The 25484-nt window shown below is 70.0% G+C and carries 20 protein-coding genes and 1 pseudogene; 11 read left to right on the top strand and 10 right to left on the bottom strand.

The features are described from left to right. Positions 1 to 44: 44 nt before the first annotated feature. Both Pma05_RS42205 and Pma05_RS00935 read right to left on the bottom strand, forming a co-directional pair. A complete protein-coding gene (locus Pma05_RS42205; protein ID WP_239311470.1) occupies positions 45 to 668 on the bottom strand; it encodes a peptidoglycan-binding domain-containing protein in 624 nt (207 codons plus the stop codon). Between the two features lie 130 nt (positions 669 to 798). Then, positions 799 to 3936 (bottom strand): BTAD domain-containing putative transcriptional regulator, encoded by a 3138-nt coding sequence (locus tag Pma05_RS00935; protein WP_203855298.1) that lies wholly within the window; start codon positions 3934 to 3936, stop codon positions 799 to 801. A gap of 102 nt (positions 3937 to 4038) precedes the next feature. On the opposite strand from Pma05_RS00935, the gene Pma05_RS00930 reads away from it, so the two are divergent. From Pma05_RS00930 to Pma05_RS00920, 3 genes are all read left to right on the top strand, one after another. Next, positions 4039 to 7083 (top strand): AfsR/SARP family transcriptional regulator, encoded by a 3045-nt coding sequence (locus Pma05_RS00930; RefSeq protein WP_203855297.1) that lies wholly within the window; start codon positions 4039 to 4041, stop codon positions 7081 to 7083. Between the two features lie 121 nt (positions 7084 to 7204). Further along, entirely contained in the window at positions 7205 to 8350 is a 1146-nt protein-coding gene (locus Pma05_RS00925; RefSeq protein ID WP_203855296.1) for a phospholipase D-like domain-containing protein, read from the top strand. A gap of 125 nt (positions 8351 to 8475) precedes the next feature. Further along, positions 8476 to 9348: a hypothetical protein gene (locus tag Pma05_RS00920; RefSeq protein WP_203855295.1), complete on the top strand. Its 873-nt coding sequence runs from the start codon at positions 8476 to 8478 to the stop codon at positions 9346 to 9348. A 105-nt stretch (positions 9349 to 9453) separates the two neighbouring features. Here Pma05_RS00920 and Pma05_RS00915 read toward each other — a convergent pair whose 3' ends face one another. Continuing rightward, on the bottom strand, positions 9454 to 11541 hold the full coding sequence (locus Pma05_RS00915) for a right-handed parallel beta-helix repeat-containing protein (RefSeq protein WP_203855294.1): 2088 nt from the start codon (positions 11539 to 11541) through the stop codon (positions 9454 to 9456). 287 nt (positions 11542 to 11828) lie between these two features. Between Pma05_RS00915 and Pma05_RS00910 the strand changes: the two genes are divergently transcribed. Continuing rightward, positions 11829 to 12974 carry a hypothetical protein gene (locus Pma05_RS00910; protein WP_203855293.1) on the top strand — a complete coding sequence of 382 codons (1146 nt, stop codon included), beginning with the start codon at positions 11829 to 11831 and terminating at the stop codon, positions 12972 to 12974. Here Pma05_RS00910 and Pma05_RS00905 read toward each other — a convergent pair. The 3 genes from Pma05_RS00905 to Pma05_RS00895 all read right to left on the bottom strand — a co-directional run bounded on the left by Pma05_RS00905 (position 12962) and on the right by Pma05_RS00895 (position 15921). Further along, positions 12962 to 13603: a short chain dehydrogenase gene (locus Pma05_RS00905; protein ID WP_203855292.1), complete on the bottom strand. Its 642-nt coding sequence runs from the start codon at positions 13601 to 13603 to the stop codon at positions 12962 to 12964. The two genes, Pma05_RS00910 and Pma05_RS00905, sit on opposite strands and share 13 nt — an antisense overlap. Further along, positions 13600 to 14532 (bottom strand): helix-turn-helix domain-containing protein, encoded by a 933-nt coding sequence (locus Pma05_RS00900; RefSeq protein ID WP_239311468.1) that lies wholly within the window; start codon positions 14530 to 14532, stop codon positions 13600 to 13602. The genes Pma05_RS00905 and Pma05_RS00900 overlap by 4 nt, the downstream gene beginning before the upstream one ends. Positions 14533 to 14625: 93 nt before the next feature. Further along, positions 14626 to 15921: a PucR family transcriptional regulator gene (locus tag Pma05_RS00895; protein WP_203855291.1), complete on the bottom strand. Its 1296-nt coding sequence runs from the start codon at positions 15919 to 15921 to the stop codon at positions 14626 to 14628. A 158-nt stretch (positions 15922 to 16079) separates the two neighbouring features. Between Pma05_RS00895 and glyA the strand changes: the two genes are divergently transcribed. The 3 genes from glyA to Pma05_RS00880 all read left to right on the top strand — a co-directional run bounded on the left by glyA (position 16080) and on the right by Pma05_RS00880 (position 19792). Next, complete coding sequence (glyA, locus tag Pma05_RS00890) at positions 16080 to 17531, top strand: serine hydroxymethyltransferase (RefSeq protein ID WP_203855290.1); 1452 nt, start codon at positions 16080 to 16082, stop codon at positions 17529 to 17531. 39 nt (positions 17532 to 17570) lie between these two features. Next, complete coding sequence (locus tag Pma05_RS00885; protein WP_203855289.1) at positions 17571 to 18749, top strand: acetamidase/formamidase family protein; 1179 nt, start codon at positions 17571 to 17573, stop codon at positions 18747 to 18749. 200 nt (positions 18750 to 18949) lie between these two features. Next, positions 18950 to 19792 carry an aldo/keto reductase gene (locus Pma05_RS00880; protein ID WP_203855288.1) on the top strand — a complete coding sequence of 281 codons (843 nt, stop codon included), beginning with the start codon at positions 18950 to 18952 and terminating at the stop codon, positions 19790 to 19792. Between the two features lie 1026 nt (positions 19793 to 20818). Here the strand turns inward: Pma05_RS00880 and Pma05_RS00875 are convergent. The 3 genes from Pma05_RS00875 to Pma05_RS00865 all read right to left on the bottom strand — a co-directional run bounded on the left by Pma05_RS00875 (position 20819) and on the right by Pma05_RS00865 (position 22139). Further along, entirely contained in the window at positions 20819 to 21112 is a 294-nt protein-coding gene (locus Pma05_RS00875) for an amidohydrolase family protein (RefSeq protein ID WP_203855287.1), read from the bottom strand. Positions 21113 to 21171: 59 nt separating this feature from the next. Next, entirely contained in the window at positions 21172 to 21693 is a 522-nt protein-coding gene (locus Pma05_RS00870) for a hypothetical protein (protein WP_203855286.1), read from the bottom strand. 137 nt (positions 21694 to 21830) lie between these two features. After that, a complete protein-coding gene (locus Pma05_RS00865; RefSeq protein WP_203855285.1) occupies positions 21831 to 22139 on the bottom strand; it encodes a hypothetical protein in 309 nt (102 codons plus the stop codon). Here Pma05_RS00865 and Pma05_RS00860 point away from each other — a divergent pair. From Pma05_RS00860 to Pma05_RS43875, 4 genes and pseudogenes are all read left to right on the top strand, one after another. Then, on the top strand, positions 22105 to 22410 hold the full coding sequence (locus tag Pma05_RS00860) for a hypothetical protein (protein WP_203855550.1): 306 nt from the start codon (positions 22105 to 22107) through the stop codon (positions 22408 to 22410). The two genes, Pma05_RS00865 and Pma05_RS00860, sit on opposite strands and share 35 nt — an antisense overlap. Before the next feature lie 179 nt (positions 22411 to 22589). Continuing rightward, positions 22590 to 22733 carry a hypothetical protein gene (locus Pma05_RS00855; RefSeq protein ID WP_203855284.1) on the top strand — a complete coding sequence of 48 codons (144 nt, stop codon included), beginning with the start codon at positions 22590 to 22592 and terminating at the stop codon, positions 22731 to 22733. A 299-nt stretch (positions 22734 to 23032) separates the two neighbouring features. After that, a complete protein-coding gene (locus Pma05_RS00850; protein ID WP_203855283.1) occupies positions 23033 to 24397 on the top strand; it encodes a golvesin C-terminal-like domain-containing protein in 1365 nt (454 codons plus the stop codon). Positions 24398 to 24551: 154 nt separating this feature from the next. After that, positions 24552 to 24734: pseudogene (locus Pma05_RS43875) on the top strand (DDE-type integrase/transposase/recombinase); the annotation flags it as partial. A 137-nt stretch (positions 24735 to 24871) separates the two neighbouring features. On the opposite strand, the gene Pma05_RS42200 reads toward Pma05_RS43875, so the two are convergent. Next, a complete protein-coding gene (locus Pma05_RS42200) occupies positions 24872 to 25234 on the bottom strand; it encodes a transposase family protein (RefSeq protein WP_239311466.1) in 363 nt (120 codons plus the stop codon). Between the last annotated feature and the right edge of the window lie 250 nt (positions 25235 to 25484).

Genomic DNA, 25484 nt, shown 5'->3' with positions numbered 1-25484 from the left:
CGCCTCGCCGGCCCCGGCCCGGGTCGGAGACACTTCCGGCGCCACTACCTGCCAGTCTGGAGGGCGGCCCAGGTCTGCGGGCCGACAACGCCGTCGGCGCCCAGGCCGCGGGTGGTCTGGTAGTCGCGGACGGCCTGTTCGGTAATCGCTCCGAACTGGCCGTCGATGCCCACCGTGCGGGACAGGGCGGCGGTCAGGGCACGCTGTAGCCGCCGTACCGCGGCGCCGGCGGACCCGTTGCGCAGGGTCGGCGTGTCACCGAAGGCGAGCAACGCGGTCCAGGTGTGCGAGTCGACGTCGCTGCTCGGCCCCAAGCCGACGATCTGCTGGAACGCCCGGACCGCCGCGCTGGTCGACTCGTCGTACGTGCCGGTCGGGTAGCCCTCGCCGGGTGAGAAACCGGCGTTGTCGAGCAGGCACTGGACCGCCCGGACGGCGTCGCCGGTGGCCCCGCCGGTGAGCTCCGGGTAGGCCGGGAAGTCGAGGTTGACCGGGGCGCACCCGGACGGCGGTTCAGGGGTGCCGGCGGCGACGTCCAGGTAGTCGCGGTCGATGTTCAGCGGCCGGATCGGGTCGGCGCTGGCAGTGGCTGGTACGACGCCGACACCGACGCATGCGAGCGCCGCGGACAGCAGCATCCGCCGGAACCGCAATATCCTGAGTCCCATCGCTGTCCTCCCCGCGACCGAAGCGCGTAACGGATTGCCACCCACATGTGTTCAACCGGCGATAATTTTCGCAGTGGCATGCACATAATCCGCACATCACGTCGTTCTTATGCCGGGCCGGGCGCCCTGATCACGACGGGTAAGGCTCGTCGAGCTTGCCGCGAACCTGCTCGGCGTCCGGGTGGCCGAGCGCCTCGTGAATCTCCAGTGCCCGCCGCCAGGCATCCCGGGCGGCGCCGTGCTCGCCGGTCGCCCGGTGGCTGTCGCCGAGATGGCCAAGGGACACCGCCTCGTAGTAGCGGTCGCCGAGGTCCCGGTTCAGGGCGATCGCCCGCTGGTAGCACTCCACCGCCTCCCCGTACTGGCCGAGGTGGTGGTGGGCGTGGCCGAGGCTGTCCCAGGTGGCGGCCTCGCCCCGGCGGTCACCGAGCCCCCGCAGCAGCGGGAGCGCCTGCTCGCAGTGGCGGATCGCCCCCGCGTGGTCGCCGAGCAGGGTCAGATGCCAGCCGACTCCGTTGAGGGCGTCGGCCTGCCCGCGCTGGTGCCCGGCCGCCTGGTAGTGCGCGAGCGCTTGCCGGGCGTGCGCGAGTGCCTGCTGCCGCTCCCCCTTCCGGTCGGCCAGGTGGGCCAGGTAGCGGTGCGTGTGTGCCTGGCCGATCCGGCTGCCGGCCCCGGTGAACCCGTCGAGGGCGGACCGAAGGCGCGCTTCGGCGTCACGGTGGCGACCGAGGCGGAGATCGGCGTGGCCCAGCCGGCGGTGGGCCTCCGCCTGCCCGTTCTGATCGGCCAGCCGCTCGGCGGCACGCAGCGCTGCCTGCCAGGCCACGACCTGGTCATGCCACAGCCCGCGCCGGTCCAGGAACATGTCCACGACGTGGGCGAGCTGCCAGGTGTGCCGGTCGAGCCCGGCGCCGCTCGCCTGCCGGACGGCGGCCAGCAGGTTCCGGTGCTCGGTGCTGAACCAGGTCAGCGCGGCCCGGTGGTCGGCCAGCTCCACGACGACGACGCCCGGTAGCGGCGGGGCCGGCGTGACCGGCTCCTGGTGCCGGTCGAGCAGCATGCTGGCGGCGTACCCGGTGTGCAGGTAGTGGTCCGTCATCCGGTGTACCGCGGCGACGCGGTCGGCCTCGGACTCCACCGTGTACGCGAGCTCGCCGGCGTACGCGCGCAACAGGTCGTGGAACGCGTACCGCCCCGGCACGTCCTCGGCGACCAGGTGCGCGCGGGCCAGCTCGGCCAGCAGGGCGCGCACCGTGGCCACGGGTACGCCGGCCAGAGTGGCCGCGACGGGCGGGGCGACCTCCGGTCCGGGATGCAGGCCCAACAACCGGAACAGCCGGGCAGCCGGTGCGGTGAGGGAGTGGTAGGACCAGGAGAACGTGGCCCGGACGGCGGTGGCCGGGTCACCGGCGTCGAGGGTGTCCAGGCGGCTGACGGTGTCCCGTAGCTGCGTGGCGAACGCGTCCAGCGATTGTCGAAGATCGACGGTGGCCCGGGCGGCGACCACGGCCAGGGCCAGGGGCAGCCCGGCGCACCTGTCGACGATCTCGTCCACCGCGTCCGGCTCGGCTGCCGTCCGGTCGGCGCCGAGGCGGCGGGCGAGCAACTCACGGCCCTCCACAACGGACAGCAGCGACACCGGCACCGGGTGCGCGCCCTCGGCCGCGACCAGGCCGGTAAGCGGGTTCCGGCTGGTCACCACGGCGAGGCAGCCCGGCGTGCTGGGCAGCAGCGGCCGGACCTGCTCGGCGTCTCGGGCGTTGTCCAGCACCACCAGCACCCGCCTGCCGGCCAGCAGGGTGCGGTACAGGGCGGCCTGGGCCTGCGGGTTGGCCGGGATCCGGGCGGCGGGCACGGCCAGGGCGTCCAGGAACGCGCGTACCGCCTCCTCGGGGCTCACCGCCGAGCCGGTCGGGTCGCCGGGCTGCCGGTTCGACCCGCCGGCAGCGCCGAAGCCGCGCAGGTTGAAGTAGAGCTGCCCGTCCGGAAACCGGTCGCGTACCCGGTGCCCCCAACGCACCGCGAGCGCGGTCTTCCCCACCCCCGCGGTCCCGGACACGACGCAGATCACCGCGGTCCGGTCCGGGCCGACCGCCGCCAGGGCCGCGTCGAGCCGGGCGAGTTCGGCCTGCCGGCCGGTGAAGCCGGGCGCCTCGATCGGGAGCTGGGCCGGCACGTCCAGCCTGGCCAGCACCGGAGAGATCGCTCCCGGAGCGGCAGGCGGGCTGGCCGGGGAGCGGGCCGGGGTGGCGGCGCTGACCGGTTCGCCGCGCAGGATCGTCTGGTGCAGCCGTTGCAGCTCGGGCACCGGGTCGACGCCCAGGTCGTCCGCCAGCCGCCGGCGCAGCCGGTCGTACGCGGCGAGCGCCGCGGCCGGCTCGCCGCCGGCGGCCAGCGCGGCGATCAGCCGAGCGTGCGCCGGCTCGTCCAGCGGATCGGCCTCGGTCACCTGGCGCAGCATCGGCAGTACCCGGTCGTGCTGCCCCAGGGCGGCGGCGAAGTCCGCGTACTCCACCACCACCCGGCGCCATTCCCGATCCAGCGCGGTTACCGCCGAGTGTGAGCGCAGCACCCCGACGTCGGCCAGCGGCTCGCCCCGGCACAGCGCCACAGCCTGCTGGTAGCAGGCGTACGCCGCCGCGGCGTCCCCGGCCTCGCCGGCTCGGCGGCCCTGTTCGACCAGGCGGCGGAACGGCAACAGGTCCACCTGCTCGTCGCTGACGGTGAGCTGGTAGCCGCCCTTGGTGGCGTCCAGTGACCAGGTCGGCGACGTCGCTCGCCCCGACGTCCCCAGGCGCCGGCGCAGTCGCGACATCCGGCTCTGGATCAGCTCGGCGGCGGCCGGTGGCGGCTGTGTCCCCCAGACCACCTCGATCAGGGCGTCCAGGCTGACCGGCGTGTTCGCCCGGACGGCCAGCAGGCCCAGCAGGGCGCACTGGCGGGTCGAGCCAGGGTCGACCGGGTTCCCGTTCACCGCGACGGTGAGTGGACCGAGTACCTGGATCCGCAGGCCGTACGGGGTGGCCGCGTCGCGCAGGCGCAGCCGGTCCAGCTCGGTCGCGGCGGACTCGGGGAGCCGCAGGGCGGCGGCGAGCCGGCGTAGGGTGGCCGGGCGGGGTCGCCCTACCCGGCCCTGCTCCAGGTCCCGCAGCCCGCCGACACTCATCCCGGCCCGGTCGGCGACCTCCTGCTGGGTCAGGCCGGCCTGGCGACGAAACCGCTGCACCAGCGCGCCGAGGCGCACGGCGTTCTCGCCGGATCCCTCCACTCGCCGATCCCGCTTCCCGTAGCAAACCCGTAGTACGGCCCGCCGAAGCGTCGCCGAGCAGTACCGCTACCCCGTGTCGCGGACCATACGGATGTCGGCATCATGCCAGCGCGGCACCAGACCATGGAACCCCTGGGGAGGAACGAGGTCGAGGTGGAGTTCCGCGTACTGGGCCGACCGGACGTCTACTACGAAGGCGAGTCTCTGGACATCGGCACGCCCAAGCAACGCACCGTGCTGGGCGCGCTGCTGCTGTCCACGAACGAAGCGTTGTCGACCGAACGCCTGATGGACTCGGTGTGGTGGCAGCCCCCGGCTGCCGCCGGTGCCAACCTCCGGTTGTACCTGGCCGGTCTGCGCCGGGTGCTCCAGGTGCCGGGCGAAGGCGGCTCGCGGCTGTGCACCGTGCGGGCCGGTGGATACCAGATCAACGTCTACCCGGGCGAGCTGGACCTGGAGCGGTTCGACAGGCTGGCCGACGAGGGCGAGCGGGCGCTGCGGGCGGGCCGGCTGCCGGCCGCCGCAGACTGCCTGGAACGGGCGCTGCGGCTGTGGCGTGGCCGGGCGCTGGACGGGGTGGCGTACGGACCGGCCCTGCAAGCGACCGTGCTACGGCTGGAGGAGCGGCGGCTGGCCGTGGCCGAGCAGTGGGCGCAGGCCCGGCTCGCCCTGGGGCAGCCGGAAAGCGTGGTCAGCGAACTGCGGGCGCTGGTGAAGGAGCACCCGCTGCGGGAACGGCTGTGTGTGCACCTGATGGTCGCGCTGTGCCGGGCCGGTCGGCCGGGCGAGGCGCTGGCCGCGTACGCCGAACTCTGTGCGCTGCTCGCCAGCGAACTCGGCGCGGACCCTGGACCGGAGCTGCGCCGGTTGCACGAACGCATCCTGCGGGGCGACGACAGCCTGGCCAGCGGCACGAGTTCGGGCCAGGCGGTGCCCGCCGCGCCACCACGGCAGCTACCGGCCGGCTCAACCGAGTTGTGCGGGCGCGCCGACGAACTGGCCTGGCTGGCCCGGACGCTGCGCGGTGCCGGAGTAGGTGACGGCCCGGTGGTGATCGCCGTCGACGGCGTCGCCGGGGTCGGCAAGTCCGCTCTCGCCCTGAAGGTGGCGCGCGAATGCGCGAGCTGGTTCCCGGATGGGCAGGTCTACGTGGACCTGCGCGGCGCCACCCCGGGCCTGGAACCGCTGCGCCCGGTCGAGGTGCTCGGCCGGTTCCTCCGGACGTTCGGGGTCCGGCCGTCGGCCGTGCCCGACGACGAGGCCGAGGCCGCCGCGCTGTTTCGTTCCGTGGTGGCGCAGCACCGGGTGCTGGTGCTCCTGGACGACGCCGCCTCGCTGGCCCAGGTCCGCCCGCTGCTGCCGGGCGGGGCTGGCTGCGCCGCGGTGGTCACCAGCCGGCGCGTACTGACCGGCCTGGCCGAGGCGGTCCGCCTCCCGCTCGACCTGCTCTCCCCTGGCCACGCCGTATCCCTGCTCGAACAGCTCGCCGGTACGCCTCGGGTGCGCGCCGATCCCGCCGGCGCCGCCCGGCTCGCCGCGCTCTGCGGCCACCTGCCGCTCGCGCTGCGCATCGCCGGCGCGCGACTGGCGGCCCGGCCCGGCTCGCCCGTCGCCGAACTGGCCGACCGGCTGGCGGCGGCCCAGCACCGGCTGGACGAGTTGGCCGTGGCCGACCTGGCGGTGCGGGCCAGCCTCGACCTGACGTACCGCGGGCTGACCGAGCGGGCTCGGCTGGCGTTGCGGCGGCTGGGCCCGCTGCGGACCCGCGACTTCCCGTCCTGGGCGCTCGCCGCGCTGCTGGACGCCCCGCTGTCCCAAGCCGACCAGGTACTCGACGACCTTGTCGCGGTGCACCTGGTGGAGCCGGTGGCGGCGGCGGACCAGACCCGGTACCGCCTCCATGACCTGGTCCGGGCATTCGCCCAGGAGCAGGCGTCCGCCGGGGACGAGCCGTCCGCCCGGACCGCGGCCACCCGCCGGCTGGTCGGGGCCGCGCTGGCCCTGGCCGAACGCGCCGACACGCGGCTGTCCGCGGACTTCCTCGGCCTGGCCCGGCACCGGCTGGCCCGGTGGAGCCTGCCCCGGGCCGAGGTGGACCGGATCACCGCCGATCCGCGGTCCTGGTTCGAGCGGGAGCACGACCTCCTGATGTCGGTGGTGGACGACGGCCTGGCCGTCGGGGCGACCGGCCTGGCCGGCAGCCTGGCCGCGGCGCTCACCACGTTCTTCCAGCTCGGCACCCACTTCGACGACTGGCGGCGGGTGCAGAGCCGGGCCCTGGCCGCCGCGCTCCGGGCCGGCGACCGGCGGACCGCGGTGAAGCTGTACCGCGGCCTGGGCGAGCTGGAGACGATCCAGGACCGATATCCCGAGGCGATCGGCCACTTCGAGGCGGCCCGGGCGGCCATCACCAATCACGATCCGGAGTACGAGGCAGCGATCACCGCCGGTCTCGGGTACCTCTACCGGCTACGCGGCCAGTCCTCCGCCGCACTGGACACCTTCGGCCGGGCCCGGGAGCTGGCCCTGCGCACCGACAACCTCAACGGGCGGGTGTACGCGACCAACGGCATCGGCGTGGTCCACCTGGAACGCGGGCGGCTGGCCGAGGCGACGGCGTACTTCGACGAGTGCCTGCGGCTGAGCCGGCAGGCTGGCTACCGGCCGGGTGAGGCACAGGCCCTGCGCAGCCTGGGTCACGTGGCCCGGGCCGATCACCGGTACGCCGACGCGGCCGACTACTTTCGGCGCGCCCAGCAGATCAGCGAGAACCTCGGTGACCGGCTCGCCGCCGCGCATGCGGCGTGCTGGCTGGGCGAGACGCGGGTCAGGCTGGGCCGACCCGGCGAGGGGCGCCGGCTGCTGGCAAGGTGCCTGTGGGTGCACCGGGACTTCGCCAACGCGTGGGGCGAGGCCGGCACACTGTGGGCGCTCGCGGTGGCCCAGCTCGCCGCCGGCCGGCCCCGGCTCGGGCTGCACCGCGCCGGGCAGGCGGTCGCGATCTGGCGCCGGATCGGCTCGCCGCACTGGCTCGCCACCGGCCTCCGCGTCCTCGCCGAGGCGCACGACGCCCTCGGCGACCCCGTCGCCGCCGAGCAGGCCCGGCGCGAGGCGGCCGAACTGCGCCAGCAGCTCGACGAAAGCTGATGCCGCGTCCACCTGACGTTCGCCGGGTCCTGTGCGGAAACTGTGCGGACCGCCGGCACACTGTGCAGCGTCAATGCCGATGCCAGGTTGTCCCGGACTTCCACCCGATCGAGGAGACCGAATGCTTCTGCGTCGTATCGCCGGGCTGCTCGTCACGAGCACCATCGCCACCGCGGCCTTCCTGGCCCCGACCGCCCCGGCGGCTGCGGCCGTGACCTCGGGCGCGGTCTTCAACAACCCCACCGTGGCCAGCCAGCAGTACGCCGTCATCGAGCACATCCAGGGGTTGGTCCAGGCCGCCGCCGCCGGATCCACGATTCGGGTGGCGATCTACCACTTCTCCCTGACCCGGGTGTCGAACGATCTGATCGCGGCGTACGACCGGGGGGTGAACGTGCGGGTCGTCGTCGACAGCGAGTCCCGGGACTACCCGGCGGTGACCAGCCTGATCGGCAAGCTGGGTACGAGCCGGAGTACCCCGTCCTGGGTGACTGTGTGCACCACCGGGCGGGCCTGCATCGGCAACCTCGGTACGCCGATCATGCACAACAAGTTCTTCCTCTTCTCCAACACCTCCGGCACGGCGAACGTGCTCGTGCAGAGCTCGTCCAACCTGACCAGCGGCAACGCCGAGCGGTACTGGAACAACGCGGTGACGCTGGTCGGCAACGCCGCCGTCTACAACTCGTACGTCGAGTACTTCGACGACCTGGCCGCCCAGGTGAAGAACAACGACTACTACCGGAGCACGTCGAGCGGGAACGCGAAGTCGTACTTCTTTCCGCGCGCCGGCACCAGCCAGGACACCGACACGATCTACAACATGCTCGACGAGAACGTCAGCTGCGAGGGCAACACCTCGGTCGGCACCGGGACCGGCCGTACCATCATCCGGATCGGCATGTGGTACTTCAGCCGCAACCCGATCGCCAACAAGCTGCGCGACCTGGCCAACCGGAAGTGCTGGGTGGAGGTCGTCTACACCGACTCCGACGCCGACGTGCCGAGCATCCTGTCCGGGCACAGCCGGATCAAGCTGTACCGGATCAGCGGCGACTACATCGTGCACTCGAAGTACCTGCTGATCGAGGGGACGTACGCCGGGCAGCGGGACACCAAGTGGGTGGTGACGGGCAGCCACAACTACTCCAACGCCGCGCTGCGGGAGAACGACGAGGCGCTGCTGCGGATCCAGTCGGCAACCATCCACGACCAGTACCGGTCGAACTTCCTGGCGCTGCGGGCCGCCGCCGTCCCGATCAGCTGACGGAGCCGGTCAGGGGAGAGCGGTCAGCCGGAGGTCAGCCTCGGGTGGCGCGGCGGTGCCCGTCGTCACCGGCTCTGCGGCGGCCCGGGCGTCGGGTGCGGAATCTTATCGGGAGAGGAGCGCAGATGCGCGGGAGAAAGGCACTGCTGGCCGTGCTCGTGGTGACGGCGATGTCGGCCGGTCCGGCACCGGCCGCCGTCGCGACACCGGCCGTGGCCGTCGAGGCCGCACCGCTGGCCACGACATCACTGCACTACGCCAACAACATCGGGTACTCGGCGGCGCCTCGGGACGTCGGCTTCAACCTCTGGGACCTGGGCCCGTGGCCGGGGGACGTCAACGCGCTGCCGGCCGGCCACCAGGCCCTCCTCTGGGTCGGCGGGGACAACTCCCAATGCGGTTCCGAGTACACCGACGCTCAGTTCAACGCACTGGTCGACAGCCTGGCCGGGAACCCGAAGGTCTTCGGCTGGTACCTGTGGGACGAGCCGGACTTCGTCGCGTGCCCCACCCTGCTCGCGCTGATCAGCAAGCGGGCCAACTACATCCGTACCCGGACAGGTGGAGTCCAGAAGTCGTTCGTCGCGTCAGGCGGCGGAGACGGCGAGGCGGCGCCCGCCGCCCTGGCGCCGGCCCGGTCCGGGGTGGACCTGATCGGACTCGACCCGTATCCGTGCCGCATCGGCGAGACCTGTGAGTACGGCCTGATCAACCAGGCGGTACAGCAGACGCTGGCCAACGGCATTCCGCTCGCCGCGATCGTGCCGACCTACCAGGCGTTCGGTCAGACCTGTTCGAGCATCCCGACGGGGAACCGCAAGTGGCGGCTGCCCACGGCGACCGAGATGGACCAGATCTTCGCCCGGTGGGACAGCCTGGTGCCCTCGCCGGTCTTCGACGTCGCCTACAGCTGGGGTGTGCAGCCGGAATGGTCCTGCCCCGCGCTCTCCGGCAGCACCACGCTGCGGAGCCGGTTCGCCCAGCGCTTCGCCTCCTGAGTCCGCCCGGCGCCGACGCGCTGGCCGGGATACCTTATCCCGTCCGGCGGGCCGGCTGGCTGTGCTGGGCCGGGAACTGGTCTCGCGGCCCAGCACAGCCTGTGATCACCCGGTCAGCGAGCAGTCGTCGGCGAGCAGCGGGTGCCCGCCCGGGGTGAGGCCGTGCGAGAGGACGCTCAGCGGCAGCAGATTGTCGCTGGTCGTGGCGGTATGCGTCAGGGTCACCTGGTACCAGGTGTTCGGGTCGCGCAGCGACACCCCCGCCGACTCGGTCGGCCCGGTGACCGACTGCCAGTTCGGGGTGTACTCCTGCACCCGGATGCGCGCGGTGACCGGGCTGGCCGAGCGTATCCAACAGGACGCCGAGTAGGTCCGACCGGCGACCGTCCGCAGTTGCGGGTTCGGGCTGGTGGCCCCGGCGGTGACCGGGGGCGTCCCGGTGGTGCCGATCTGGAGCGCCCGGGAGCCGCTGCGCGCGGTGCCGACCGGGGTGAGCACGGTGGCCGGACCGAAGGTGCCCCACACCGGCGGGTTCGCCTCGAAGCCGGGGTCGGCCAGGTGGTTGGTCGGCGCCGGGGTGCCGACGGATCCGAACGGGATGCCGGTGGCGGAGGCGAACGCCGCGATCGTGGGGTAGCGGGTGCAGGTGCTCGACGGGCACCAGTGGATGGTCTGGTTGCCCGACACGGTGTTCCCGGTCGCCTGCTGGATCATCTGGGCGGCGTTGACCTGTGCCGTACGGTTCGTCTCCATCAACAGCGTGGTCGCCGACGTCCCGTGCACCGTGTTCGAGGTGATCACGGTGTTGGTGGTGTTCCAGGTCAACCCCAGACCTGCTGAGTACGAGTCGGTGGACGGCGACCGCGAGTCGTCGTAGACACCGAGCTGGGTCCGGTTGCCGGCGAACTGGTTACCGGTGATCGTCACATGGTCGGAGCCGGCCACCTTGACGCCCCGCCCGTTGCCGTCGATCTGGTTGCCCGAGATCGTGGCGCGGGCCGAGACCTCCCAGTAGATGCCGTTGTTGGGGTTGTTCACGACGGTGTTGCCGGTGATGGTTCCGTCGGTGCACCCCAGGTCGCACCAGTAGCCGGTGCCCTGGTTGTCGGCGAAGACGTTGTCCCGCACGGTCGGGTTGGCGGTGTGTGCCATCTTCAGCCCGGCGATGGTGCAGGCATAGGTGCAGGTCGAGACCGCGAAGCGGGCGGTGTTGTTGCGGCTGAACGTGTTGCCCTGGACCAGCACGCCATGCGCCCGGTTGAAGTTTCCGCCCGCGCCGCCGTTGTCGACCACCTGGTTGCCGGTCACCGTGATCCCGGTGTTGTGGACGCCGAGCGCCCGGCCCGCGCTGCGGGTGAGGACGTTGTCCTCGATCACCGAGTCCGGCGCGTTCACGACCAGCACCGCGAGCTGGTCCTCGTTCCAGTGCGGCGCGTACTCGGTGAAGGTGAGGCCGCGGATGACGCTGCCGGCGGCGGCCGGGTTGAGCAGCATGGCCCGCCACCGGACCGACGCCTCCAGCACCGCGCCTGCCGGGTTGTCGCCCACGTACAGCGCCTTGCTGCCCGGGTCGACGAAGAACGTGCCCGGCACCACCTCGGCCCGCGATCCCACCTGGTCCAGCGGCGTGCCGTCGCGGAACACCTGGTCGGGCTTGCCGGCCAGCGGGTAGGCCGGGTCGATGGCATCCGCGTCGTAGCAGGTCTGGCAGAGCGGTGAGGTCCAGGTGGCCGCCCGCCAATCGCCGCCGTCGGCCACCCAGGCGGAGATCACGTCCGAGCCCTTGAGCCGCACACTCTCGTCCGGGTACGGCTGCACCGTGATCCGCTTGTTGACGCCGCCCATCCCCTCCCGGTAGACGCCGCCACGCATCACTATCGCCCCGCCGGCGGCCACCTTGCTGACCGCGGCGGTCAGCGTACGCAGTGGTTGGCTCTCCGTGCCGGGGGCACTGTCGCTGCCGGCCGGCGAGACGAACAGCGCACCGGGTGGGATCGGGTACGCCGGAGCCCGGAGCGAGTCCGTCGCATCCGCGGCGGCCCCGGGAATCGGATCCGGGCCGGCGTGCGCTGGGCCGGACGCGCCGACCAGACCCAGTACGGCGAGGCCGGCCGCGAAAGCGGCACTGGCCCGCCCTCGGCGGCGTACGGTGCGTGTCGTGGACATCTGCAACGGATCGTCCTTTCGCGTCATTTCGCAATGAACCTTTTCAACCTCCCCCTGCGGTCCGGCGGACCGTAGGGCCGGACGCGGTGCGTGAGCGCCGCGCGGCTCAGGTTGAAAGGTTCAATGCCGTTGGTGCGACCGCCGTCAATTCAATATCACCGGCTGATTCCGCGCTGGTTCCATGTGCGGATTCTGTGCAGCCGGGCGCCTAGCGTTCGTGCGACGGGTGCCCGCGATCCGGACTGTCCGCCCGCTCGGGTGGCGGCCGGTCGCGGTGGAATAGCCGGCGCCCACGGAGCTGATGAGGAGCGGAGATGAGGATCAGAGTCCAGGCGCTCGCCGTGACCGCGGTGGTCGCCTGTCTCGCGGCGGCCCTGCCCGGGGTGCCGGCCGCGGCGGCCGACGCCGACGTCTTCACGGTCTACATGGCACCGACCGGTTCCGACGCCAACGACGGGCTGAGCCCGGCGACGCCGGTGGTGAGCCTGGTCCGGGTACAGCAGGTGCTCGTCGCCGCCAAACCGGCGACCGACGTGGAGGTCCGGATCACGCAGGGGACGTACCAGGCGCCGCCCATGCACAACTGGCGGTTCTACGTTCCCGGACACACCGTCTCGTTCATGCCGGTCGACTACGAGTACGGCGACGGGCGCGACGGCATCGCGGGCCTGCCGGTCTTCCGGAACCGGCGCAACTCCGACGGCAGCTACCCGGACGGCACCTGGCTCCAACCCCGGCTGCCCACGGACCCCGCGGATCCGCTCTACAACGGCGGCACCTCCGGGCTGCGCTTCTACTATCTCCAGATCGAGTACTACTCGTCGAGCGCCATCTCCATCTACGGAAACTCGGAGCGTGACGTCAGCGACGAGCGGTACGACCCGCCACTGCACGTACAGGGCAGTGCGGGGTTGAACGGCAACACCGTGTTCGGCATGGTGTTCAAGCACCTGGGCAGCAAGTGGACGGGCGGCCACTTCGGGTACGGCGCCATCGTACTGACCAATTCGTCAAACAACATCATCGAGAACAACCACTTCGTGAACCTCGAAAACGTCAGCCCGTACCCCAACCACATCCACGGGGTGTACGTGACGCACTTCAGCTCGTCGAACCAGATCAACCGGAACGCGTTCAGCTATATCAGCGGTGACCCGGTGAAGGTGCGTAACATGAGCAACTTCAACACGATCGAGTACAACCGGTTCAACCGTACCGGCCGCATCTCGCACTACCGGGGCGAGTTCTGCGACCGGGCCTGCGCGGTGGAGAACGACATGGACCGGCAGTGCGCGTCGTACCACAACCGGTTCTTCAACAACGAGCTCGGCAGCAACTACGCCGGCACCGGTACCCTGCCGACCTGGTCGCTGAAGCCGGAAGGGCTCACCAACGCGGGCGGGGCGCCGTGTGCGATCCCGGAGGGGGACCAGCGGTTGCGTACCGGCTACAACAGTTGACCGCGCGGGCCGGGTGCGCCGACGCCGCCGTACGCGCGGATGATGCGGCCGGTGCTGTCGTCTTCGACGCAGTGCAGGTAGTGGTCGACGAGTTCGTCCATCGGCACCGGACGCATGCCGGGGAAGTGTTCGGCAAAGGTGTCGACGGAGTCGCCGACCATCGTGGGGCTGACCACGTTGATCCGCATCTTCCGGGGTAGCTCGATCGCCGCTGACAAGGTGAAGCTGTGCAGGGCGCCGCTGATGACGCCGCCGCCGGTGACGTGCGGCCATGCCTGGTCGGCGAAGATGCCGGATGTCAGGGTGAAGGAGGCGCCGTCGGCACAGTGACGCTGGCCGGTGAGAACCAGGTCGACCTGCCCGAAGAACTTGGCCCGCATGTTCTCGTACAGCGCGTCTGAGGTCAGCGTCCCGAACTCGTCGGGTGCACCGTGCGCCGCGATGCTCACGACGCCGTCGACCGCCCCGACCCTGCGGTACATGGCCTCGATCGTGGCGGGCGAGGTCAGGTCGACGTGGACGTCGCCCGAGGTGCGCCCGGCCACGACCACGTCGTGGCCCCGGGATCGCAGTGCGGGCACCAGTCGTCGTCCGATGGTGCCCGCGCCGCCGACGACGACAATCCTCATCGTGCGTTCTCCTGCTCCGACGGGGTCGCTGGCGTGAGGCGTTCTTCGAGGCTGTGTGCCAGTAAGGTGAGTGCGTCGGCGTCAGGGGTGCCGAGAGGCGCGTAGAACAGCCCGATCTGCTGGTCGTCGTCGGGCAGGGTGACCGTCTCGTTCGCCAGGGTCACTCGTCCGACGACAGGATGGTCGAGTTCGCGTAGGTAGTACGCGCAGGTTCGGACTGGACGCCGCGCCCACATTCGGGCGAACTCCGGGCTGTCGACGGCGAGTTGACCAACGAGCCGTTCAAGCTCCGGATCGATCGGGTGCCGGGCAACCGCCTGGTGGAGGGCTGCGACCGTGACCTGCGCCTTGGCGTGCCAGTCGCGGTACAACGCGCGGTGGTGCGGGTCGACGAAGAGCATCCGGGCGATGTTCGGCCGAATCCGCGTGTCCGGGGCGTCGAAGTCGACATGACCGGCCAGCAGCGCGTGACCGAGGCGATTCCACCCGAGGACGTCGGCGCGATGATCGATCACGATCGCCGGTGTTCCCGGGATGGCGGCGAGCAGCTCGCGAACCGAGGGCCTCAGCCTGCTTCTGCGGGAAAGCGGGCGGGTCGGTCGTCGCGGAGCGGCGAGGATCCGCAGGTGTTCGTGCTCGGCCGGGTCGAGCCGCAACGCCACGGCCAGCGCGTCGATGACAGCGCTGGAAGCGCTACCGCTGACCCCCTGCTCCAGTCGCGTGTAGTAGCCGACACTGACCCCGGCAAGCTCGGCCAGCTCCTCCCTACGCAGTCCCGGGACTCGCCGACGGGTAGCGCCAGGCGCGATGCCCGCTGCCTCCGGCGTCATGCGTTCGCGCCGGCTGCGCAGAAACCCGCCGAGAGCATTCGCTGCTGTTCTGATCACCAACCCATCGTCGCGCCCATCGCCGACCGCCGCCTGCCCCAAACACGGATACCTTCGCGGAGCTGTCGTGGAAACCTCGAACAGCTCCGACCGCCTCGCGGAAGCGGCGACCTGGACCGCGCAGCGCAGGCCGGGTCAGGCAACTCCGGTGCGGGGATAACCGGGTTTCCTTTCCGTGGGCCGGACATCCGGGTTCGGCGGGCCCGCGGCACGAGGGGTCCGGGCCGCAAGTCGACGATTCTTCAACGCGACGTGCAGATGCAGCCGGACGAGTCCTTCGGCGAGGTCCACGTCCAGAATCTTCGCGATCCGGGCCAGCCGGTAGTAGAGCGTGGTCCGGTGAACCTGGAGACTGTCGGCCGTGCGTGGCGCGTCGCACCCCAGGTCGAGGTACACCTCCAGCGTGCGGGTCAACATCTCGGCGGAGGCGCCGCACTCATCCAGCCGCTGGAGTACCGGATCCGGCTCGGGCGAAGCCATCTGGAGCAGCAGTCGGTAGGGCCCCACCTTCGACCAGGGCAGGATCCGGGGGAGTGCCGGGTCGAGAGCGGCCAGGTCGGCGGCGGACCGGGCCTGCCCGTACAGGCCACGAACGGAGTCGACGTCGAAGGGGCCGGGATTGCTGATTCCGACCGTGAAGGTACGACTGGCCGGTCGAGCGCACCTGTTCAGGGTGCGGACGAGTAGGTCGACCGCACCGGTGGGCAGGGGCTGGTCCGGTCGGTGACACAGCAGGACGGCGACGTGAGTCGTGGCGACGAAGGAGCCGACATGGGCTGGACTCGACGTGAGCGCCGACGGAATGGACGCGTCGAGGCGGCGGAAGACGGCGGCCGGGAGAGTTGACAGTGCCCCACGATCTGCGTTGGTCGGCACCGCCACGCAGACGGTCAGCCGGGCACCGAGCAACGACGGCATCGCGCTCGCCAACCGGTCGCGGGCGCTCGCCGCCATCGCACTGCCGTCGAGGAGGAGCCGGACCAGGGTGTTGACGTCGTACGTGCCCAGCCCGGCAAGATCCTGCTGCGCCTCGAGGAGGTGGCTCAGTTCGCTGACGGCCTCGACGGCCCGGTCGAGCGCGGCTGGCGTCAGCACGCGTTCACCCTCCAGTACCCACAGATAGCCCAGACAGTGATCCCCGGACCGCATCGGGATGCAGACCCGCCCGACCATGCCCAGCTCCACATTGGCCGGTACGCGTACCGGCCCGCTCGCCTCGGCGATGCCGTGCCGTAGCTGCCAGTCCTGGATCTCGGGCGTGACCCTGCGGGAGAGGATCGACGCGACGCGGGCCGGATCGGCGTGACCGTCCTGCACGCTGTACGCGATCAGACGCCCGTCCGGCGCGTCGACGGAGACGCTGTGCCCGATGCGGTTGGCGAACTCGTCAAGACCCTCCTCGAACGTGCGGGTCACATCCAACGGTCCCATGCGCTGCTCCTGATAGCTCTGGGAGTGAGCCACCCGGCAAACTCCGGGCGAGTCGACAGCCACCGGCGGGGCATGTCATTCGGAGTTTGCCCTGCAACGGCGGCCTCGCTGCGACAACTGTAGTAGATCATGTCGGCGGGTCTCGGCTCCGATCCGATGTGCACGACCCTGACCTGCGCATATGGTCGTACGGCACGGCCTGGCGACTCGGCCGACGACACAGTGGAGCTGTCGGGAGATGCGGAGCCGAAGTGATGATTCGAAGCCAACTGTCTCGTTCGTGGGTTCCTTCGCGCAGTCAGGACCGAATCCGCGAAGTGGTGCATGCGTTGGCCGGACGATCCGCGTCCGCGACGCTCGAAGAAATCGACCGGTTGGTGGCCGAGAACCACCGGATCCACGACGTCGAGTCGGTGAATCTGAACCCGGCGACGAACGTCATGAACCCACGAGCCGAGGCGATGCTGTCGGCACGGCTGGGCACTCGCGCCTCGCTGGGCTACCCCGGCGAGAAGTACGAGATGGGACTGGAGGCTATCGAGCAGATTGAGATCATCGCGGCCGAACTCGCCGCCCAGGTCTTCGACTCGGATTACGCCGAGGTGCGGGTCGGTTCCGGAGCGATGGCCAACCTCTATGCCTTCATGGCCGCCTGTCGACCTGGCGACACCATAATCGCTCCTCCGGAAAGCATCGGCGGACACGTCACGCACCACGTCGACGGGGTGGCCGGCCGCTATGGACTCACCATCGTCCCCGCACCGGTCGCGGCCGACACGTACACGGTGGACGTCGCCGAGTTGGCGAGACTGGCTCGGCGGATCCGGCCAAAGCTGATCACTATCGGCGGTAGCCTCAACCTGTTTCCGCACCCGGTCGGCGAGGTACGGCACATCGCGGACTCCGTCGGAGCGCGAATACTTTACGATGCCGCTCACCTGTCCGGCATGATAGCCGGGCGAGTGTGGCCCCAACCGTTGGTCGAGGGTGCCCACCTGGTCACAATGAGCACCTACAAAAGCCTCGGTGGTCCACCTGGCGGCCTCGTCGTGACCAACGACGCGGATCTGGCTCGGCGACTCGACGCCATCGCCTATCCCGGCCTGACCGCGAACTTCGACGTCGGCAAGACCGCGGCGCTGGCCGTCGCGCTGCTTGACTGGAAGGTCTCCGGAACGGCATACGCCCAAACGATGGCCGCGAACGCCGCCCGACTGGCCGCGGAGTTGCAGTCGCTGGGCGTACCGGTCTTCGCCGCCGACCGTGGCGGCACCCGATCACACCAGTTCGCCGTCATCGCCAACGGGTACGGAGGTGGACAGCGCGCCGCTCGTCGGTTGCGCCGGGCAAACCTGCTGACGAGCGGTATCGGTCTGCCGGTCGAACCTGTCGACGGCGACCTGAACGGGCTCCGCATCGGTACCCCGGAGATCACCCGGATCGGCATGACCGAGAAGGATATGACCGCCCTGGCGTCCTTTGTCGCCCGCGGGCTGGACCCCGACGTCGAGCCGTCCGCCGTCGCCGAAGAGGTCACCGCCTGGCGGAAGCAGTTCACCCGTATCCATTTCACGGCCGACACGGCCGAGGCGGTCACGCCTTCCGCATGACCTGTCCCACCGGTCACCACAATACGAGGAGCGGCAACGATGCAAGCGGAGAACGTCGAACCCTTGTCACGGTTCCGTGACCGTTATCTGGATGTCCCGCGACTGAGGTGCGAGGTCGGATCGCCCCTCGCCCACCAACCCCAACTAGGGCACAACCGCTGGCACCCGGAGATCCCGGCTGCGGTCTTCGTCGACCCAATGGGCGAGGTGATTCTTGAGGCGCCCGGCTACGACGACTATCAGATCCATGACAACGGGAGCCTTGAGGAACTGCGACGGGTCGACCTTTCCCGGATGCACCCTCTCGCCGGCCCGGTGCACGTCCATGGTGCCGAGCCCGGAGATCTGCTGGTCGCCGAGGTGCTCGGAGTCGAGCCACTCAGTGGTATCGCCTTCTCCAACATTCTGCCAGGGACGCCCGGACTACTCGGTGAAATCTTCCCTGATGGTTACCGCTCGACCTGGCACGCCCGCGGCGGCATAGCCGAATCTCCCGACCTGCCTGGGATCAGGATCCCCGCCCAGCCCCACCCCGGGACGATGGGAGTGGCGCCGTCACTGGCGCTCATGCAGCTCTGGAGAGAACGTGAGGAGCCGCTGTTCGCGGACGGCCGGGCGTTCGCGCCGGAACCCCGCAACGCCTTGCTGCGGGGCCTGGGCGAGACGGCTCGACGCACTGCCGCTCGTACCCAGCCGCCCCGGGAGAACGGCGGCAACATGGACATCAACAAACTGGGTCCAGGAGCGAAAGTGTACTTCCCGGTCTTCGTGGAAGGCGGCCTGCTCTCCCTGGGTGACCACCACCTGTCGGCCGGCGACGGGGAGTGCAGCTTCAACGCGATGGAGATGGACGGACGAACATGGCTGCGCCTCGACGTGATCAAGGGCGGCATGGAGCGGTATGCAATAACGACGCCGCTGGTCAGGCCCGGGCCGATCGAAGCCCGCTTCGGCGCTGACCGTTACCTCGGCTTCAACGGCTTCTGCTTCTCCGGCAAGGAACAGGGCTACCAGGACGCCAGCTTCGCCGCACGCGAGGCCATGCTCCGGGCCGTCGATTTTCTGATGACACTCGGATACTCCGGAGAGCAGGCGTACACGATTCTCAGCGTCGCGCCGGTCGAGATACGCATCAGTTGCATCGTCACGATCCCGAACCCGACCGTGACCCTCTACCTGCCGATCGACATCTTCGACAAGGACATCCTGCCGCGATGAGCAGGCCACCCTCGCCAGCTCGTCAGGACGCCGCCGGGAAGGTCGAACCGACGCGTACCCTCCGGTAGCACCGGCGGACATCTGGGAAACGTCGGTCGCCTCGGCGGGTTTGGTCGGTCGCAGAGCGGGTAGGCGGGCGGCGCCGCGTGGCGATCCCGCTATCGTCTGCACGCGTTTCCCACGCTGCCGGGAGGCCGGAGATGACCGTCGTGATGCCCGCGATCACCCTGCCGTCGGGCCGGACGATGCCGGTCCTCGGCCAGGGGACCTGGTATCTGGGGGAGAGTTCCGGGAAACGGCAGGACGAGATCGCGGCGTTGCGTACCGGGCTGGATCTCGGGATGACGATGATCGACACCGCCGAGATGTACGGCAGCGGCTTCTCGGAGGAGTTGGTCGGTGCCGCGATCGCGGGGCGCCGCGACGAGGTCTTCCTGGTCGACAAGGTACTGCCGGCGAACGCCACCCGGCAGGGCGCCGTGCAGGCGTGTCGCCGGAGCCTGCGACGGCTCGGGACCGACCACATCGACCTCTATCTGCTGCACTGGCGCGGCGGCCATCCGCTGTCCGAGACGATCGAGGCGTTCACCGAGCTGGTGGCGGCGGGCGACATCGGGCAGTGGGGGGTGAGCAACTTCGACCTGTCGGACATGGTCGACCTGCTGGACGCCGGTGGCGACTCCTGCGCGACCAACCAGATCCTCTACAACCTGACCCGGCGTGGCCCGGAGTACGACCTGCTGCCGTGGCTGCGCGAGCACGGGATTCCGGTGACGGCGTACTCGCCGATCGAGCAGGGCCGGCTGCTCGGCGATGCCCAGATCTCCGAGATCGCGGCCCGGCACCAGGTCACACCGGTGCAGGTGGCGCTGGCCTGGGTGCTGCGGCAGGACACGATCGCCGCCATTCCCCGGTCGTCGAATCCGGGGCACACCCGGGAGAACGCCGCCGCGCTCGACCTGCGGCTCGGCGAGGAGGACCTGGCCGTACTCGACACGGTTTTTCCGCCGCCGACCGGCCCGCAGCCGCTGGAGACGCTCTGACTCCGGCCCTTCACCGCTTCCACCGGGCGGAGCCGGCGTCCCATTCGGTGTACGGGCAGGGATTGTCCCGCACATTCGTCTCCGGGACGTCCGGGTTCATGCCCTTCACCCGCGCGGCAGGAGTGGCTCACGGGGTGATCCCGAGACCGACATCGAGCGGGGCGAGGCGCCGCGCTGCTCCCCGCGCACGCGGGGATGATCTCGCCCGGGACCGTTCCGCGCGGACGGCCCGGGCTGCTCCCCGCACGCCGAGGTGATCCCGGCAGGGAGCAAACCGACCCGTCGTCGTCCGGCTGCTCCCCGCGTATGCGGGCTGATCCGGGCAACTGCCCTGGGTGGGATTACGGACCGTTACTGCTCACTGCGTAGGCGGGATGCTCGGTGTGTGGCGGGTGAGCACCTCGGTGGCGGCTCGGGTTGTGTCCCGACTGGACACTACTGATGTCCGATGGGGAAGCATCTGAGCTAATGGCCGAGGGTGTTGTGGGTCGGCGTGTTGGCGGGAACCGGGGCTGGTTGGGTTGGGGTTGGTTCAGCAGGGACCGCCCACGCCGGGAGGTGTTGGTGGCCAGTTGTGATTCCCCGGAGACGGCCATCTTCGACCGCTACTTCTTGCGCTACCTCCTGTGATCCGAATCCGGGGGCCCTGAACCCCGCACGGCATCGGCAGCGGCACGGACGTACCGAGCGACCGTCAACAGATCTCGCGCCCGGAAGTAGGCGGCCTGGTCGTCCTGCCACAGGTCGGCCTGAACGCGGTGTTGGAGTGTATCGATCGCGGCGGCCAGGAGTTGCTGTTGGGCGGGCGTGAGATGTCCTCCCGTCGCGAGGCATGCGGTGACGCAGGATGATGCCGCGCTGACTCTCCTGCTCATGGCCGACGCGCACCACTCGGGGCCGATGGACAACTTCTTCGCGACCGTCTGTCAGAGGGTGGTTCGGTAGCTTTCGTCCATTGTGGGTTTGACCCGGCATATGAATGTGAGCCGTGGTCGTACCGGTGGGGTCCCGGCCGGGTTGGGCTGATCATGGGTGAGCGTGCGGCGTATCCGAGTGACCTGACCGGTGAGCAGTGCCGATGGGGTCGGGGTCGGAGTCGAAGGCGAGGTGGACGTGGCAGTCCGTCATGCCGGGCAGCACCGTCGCGCCCGGGCAGCGCAGGCGGGGCACTTGGGGGTCCACCGTCGCGTCCAACTCGGCGGCGGGGCCGACGGCGGATACGGCGCCGGTGCTCTCGTCGACGAGCACGGCGCCGTCGGCGGTCACCCGGTCCGCGGGGCCTGCGATGACACGGTCGGCGGTGATCAGGAACGTGTTCACGGGGGTGGGGGTCTCCTCTCGTGCCTGCTGCTTCCCGGCGAAGCGTTCCGCGAGCCCTCCTACGGGAACTGCTTCTCCTCGCGGCCGATGTCGTCGATCGGGCCGAGGATCGTCCAGCCGGGCCCGAGGAGGCGGGTGGAGCGGAAGCCGTGGGCGTCCGCGTACTCCTCGGCCTCCTCCGCGGTGTCCTCGGGGGCGCGCATGATCGTGTAGCGCGGGGGGTCCTCGTGGTAGAAGCGGTAGAACGTGCGGCCCTCGTCCTTGGGCTGGTAGAGGATCACGCTGACGCCCCAGAGGGCGTCGTACACTTTCTGGTCGCGCGGGGGCGTCGTCGTGCACGTGTCGGAGGGGCGGCCGGGCTCGCGGACGCAGGTCCGGTACCGGCTCCAGTCGATGCGTTCGGCGCGGGGGTGTTCCGCGATCAGCTTCCGCATCCGGGCGTCGGCCCGGGCGAAGGCGTCCTGGCGGCGGTCGTACTCCTGCTGCAGCCGGTTGAAGCGCTGCTCGTCGAAGCCGCTGCCGAAGTGGGCCTCCAGGCCCGCGAGGACGGCGACCCGCCAGGCCAGGTACCCGGTCGTCACGACGAGCAGCGTGACGACCAGGACCCGGCCCGGCGAGCGCCTGTGGGGCATCAGGTCGGCGAGGTCAGAACGTGCCGCTGATGGGGATCTCGATGTCCGCCTGCGCGATCGGCGGGGGGTACTTCCCGTCGAACCGGTCACAGTGCTGGAGCGTAAACCAGCCAGAGCGAGAAGTCGTACACCGGGTACTTCACGTCCTGGCGGAGGAACTCCTGGAAGGGGAAGTTCTTGGAGAGGTCCTCCTGGACCTTGAGCTGATCGGTGCGGCCCTTGTTGTCGATGAGGGACTGCTTGATGATCTGGCCGGCCTTGTCGGTGTACGTCTTCTCCTGTCGTGAGGCGCCGACGGCGCGGGAGAGGGCCGTGCCGGAGCCGCGGTAGAGGTAGCGGCCGGGGTCGAAGTTGTCGTCGATGGTGACCGTGCCCGCGCTCTGGCCCCCCCGCAAAACGCTACGCAGCCTGACCGGCCACACCGACCCGGCCACGCCCGCCGACGCGACCGTCGCCAGCCCCGCCTACCAGCAGATCCTCGCCGTCTTCCACGCCGCCACCGCACCGATGCGCGCCAAAGACATCTGCCGCGCCCTCGGCACCGGCACCACCAGGAAGAACACCGAAGGCCTCCGCGCCAAGCTCAAACGCCTCGTCGCGCGCCAGATCCTGACCGAAGCCGAGGCCGGCCTGGTCACACTCGCCTCACCGACGCCGTCCCCGTAGCCCCACCAGCAGGGCCCTTCATAAACAGTCAGACCCACAATGGACAAAGGCCCCAGAACCACCCTCTGAGGTGCAGTAGTCGACCTTCGCCGCCCACGGCAGCCGAAAGTCCGGCACACCGTTCGGTGGCACTGTCACCTCAAACTCCCGCTCCCTGCAGGTCACGATCACCGACCCCGGTGCTTCGTTCGTTGGGCCGGGCGAACCATCTCGCGCTGATCCTTCCCAGCATCGCGATGGCGGTACTGCTCTCCATCAGGGTGCACCGGGGCTTGCGCGATCCCGGGCCGGCGCGGAGCGACGAGCTTGCGCAGGTCGGCTGACCCGGCACCGGGTCAAGGGCATCGTGCCAGCGGCATCGAACATGGTGCCGTACCAGGACCGGTGGCTTCGTGGATCGCTGACCGGGAAGCAGGTTCGGGTGCTGTCCGATTCCTGGTTCCAGGTCCGCTGACGGACAGCACCGGTGGTCTTCAGTACCACCACGAGCCTCCGGGCCCAAGCTCGCGTGGGTCCGGAGGCTCAGTTCGTTCGTGTCTAACGAGAAATCGACATATATGGTAGGTCGGGGTCAGGCTAGATCAAGATGGATGTCGATGGGGAGCGAAAGGACAGTGGTGGCATGAAACGCAGAGCGCTGATGGCGTTGGTAGCCGGGTTGGTCACTGCCGGCGGTGCGGTGGCGGGCCCCGCCGGTAACGCGGTGGCGCGCCCAGCCGGCGATGGCTCCACCGCCGAGACCGCGGTCAACGCGTCCGGTGTCGACGATCCGGTAGAGGACCCTGGTCCGCTGAGCCGATGGATCGGCGTGGGACCGGCCGGACGGAGCACTGCGGCCCCGGCCACGGTGGTCTGTGACGGCGACGGCACCAGCGGCAAACGCGTCCAGATTCTGTACGTTCGGGAGACGTCCCAGACCGACCGGCTCGCCGAGTTCCAGAGCACGTTCCGGCAGTGGGCAAACCAGATCGACGAGGCGTTCTTCGTTGACGCGCAGGCCACTGGCGGGTACCGGCGGGTCCGGTGGGCGCACGACGCATCCTGCGTGCCGACGGTGACCCGTGTCGTAGTGCCGAACGGCACGCTCGGCGGCTTCGGAAACACCTTCAACGCCCTGAAGAGCGCGGGATACAACAGCACGAGCCGCAAGTACCTCGCGTACGCCGAGACCACCTCGTGGTGCGGACTCGGCGGTGGTGGCCCCGGGGCGAACGACTCCCGGCCGGGTGCGGAGAACCGGTACAACTCAGGGCCGGAACTGGCCACCGTGGGTACCGGCTGCTGGGGTTGGGCGCCCAGCGCGCACGAACTGCTGCACACCCTCGGTGCCGTGCTGCCTGGGGCGCCGAATGCCACCATCCACGGCCACTGTTGGGACGACGAGGACATCATGTGCTACGACGACGGCGGAATACCGAACCCGCCGGGGCAGTTGGTCAAGGTGTGCCCGGGAGCACCGGAGAATCAGCTCGACTGCAATCACGATGACTACTACAACGTGCGACCGGCCGCCGGCACCTGGCTGGCCAGCCACTGGAACGTCGCGAACAGCCAGTACCTGATCAGCACCCCACCCGCCTGGTCGGTCATTGTCGACAACACGTCGACATCGTTCCGGGCCAGCGCCAACTGGCAGGTTTCGAGCTACTCGACCCAGCGGTACGGTGCCGACTACGGGTTCGCCAACCCGGAACCGATTTCCGACCCGGCGTGGTACTCGGCCGACCTTCCGGGTAACGGAACGTACAAGGTGGAAGTCTGGTACCCCGCGACGTCCGGCTACAACGACCGCACGCCATACGTCGTGGTGACCAGCTCTGGTAACCAGACGGTACAGGTCAACCAGCGGACCAACGGTGGCAAGTGGGTGAACCTGGGGACGTACCCGATGTCCGCCGGGACACACGACGTGGTCGGCGTGTCGCGCTGGACGGCCGGCACCGGGTACGTCGTCGCCGACGCGATCCGGCTTACCAGAGTCTCCTGAGGAGAGAGGTGTACGGGGTCGTGTCCAAAAACACGACCCGGTACACCCCGGGCGCCGGTAGGTGATGGTGTTGCTGCCAGCGCGCAGCTTCACCGTCCCGAGTTGGACCACGGTTGGCCGGTTTCGGGGTTGACAACGCTGTGACCTCGGCGACATCACCTACATCCCCACATGGGAGGGCTGGCTGTACCTCGCCACCGTGATCGACATCGCGTCACGTCGGGTCGTCGGCTGGGCCACCGCCGACCACCTGCGCACCGACCTGCCCGCCCAAGCGTTGTCCAACGCCATCACCGCCCGCCGTCCCACCGGTGAGGTGATCTTCCACAGAGACCGGGGAAGCAATACACCAGCGTCCAGTGCGCCCGCCTGGCCGACCGCAACCAGGTGCTCCTGTCGGTCGGTGGGCGGGGTCAGTGCTGGGACAACGCCGTCGCCGAAACGTTCTTCGCCACGGTCAAGACGACGGTCACGTCACGGACCCAGTGCCGATTCTCGATATGCCACTCCAGGGGGCCCATTACTGCAGGTCAGCCGGTTGGGCGTGGGCGGCGGGCAACGACGCCACCAGAGAGACCGTTTCCCGGCTGCGTTTCCCGGCGGATCGCGATCATCGACCCAGTCGCCGATCGCGGCGAACGTGCTTGCCCCGGCCATCACCGCGCATCCCGCCACCGCGAGCACGCTCGTCAGGGGATACCGGACCCCTCGCGGGTCACGCGGGTCAGGAACCCGCGCCAGAGCCGTCAACAGGCCATACGCCTCGCGGCCAGCGGGCCAGGAGTCGGTCGGGGCGGGGGCGTGCTGACGGATCACGTCGATCAGCGATGATGGCATGAGCGGGTGTGGTCCTTGTCGGTGTCATGCTGTCTCAGCAACTCCAGGATCACCGACGGACCGCACCCGTCCTACGTCACCCTCCAGTCAGGCCGGCGACACCGCGTACGCCCAGGCCAGGAACACCCCCAGGCGACTACGCAAAGCCCCTGCCGGGTGCACGGTCACATGTGACGAGCAGCCATAGGAGTGCAGCAGGACGCGGACCATGCGGCCGGCCAGGCGTACCGGCACCGAATGGCGGCCCATA

Origin of the sequence: Plantactinospora mayteni, assembly GCF_016862935.1 — a bacterium.
GTDB lineage: Bacteria > Actinomycetota > Actinomycetes > Mycobacteriales > Micromonosporaceae > Plantactinospora > Plantactinospora mayteni.
This window is presented reverse-complemented; position numbering and strand designations above follow the sequence as displayed.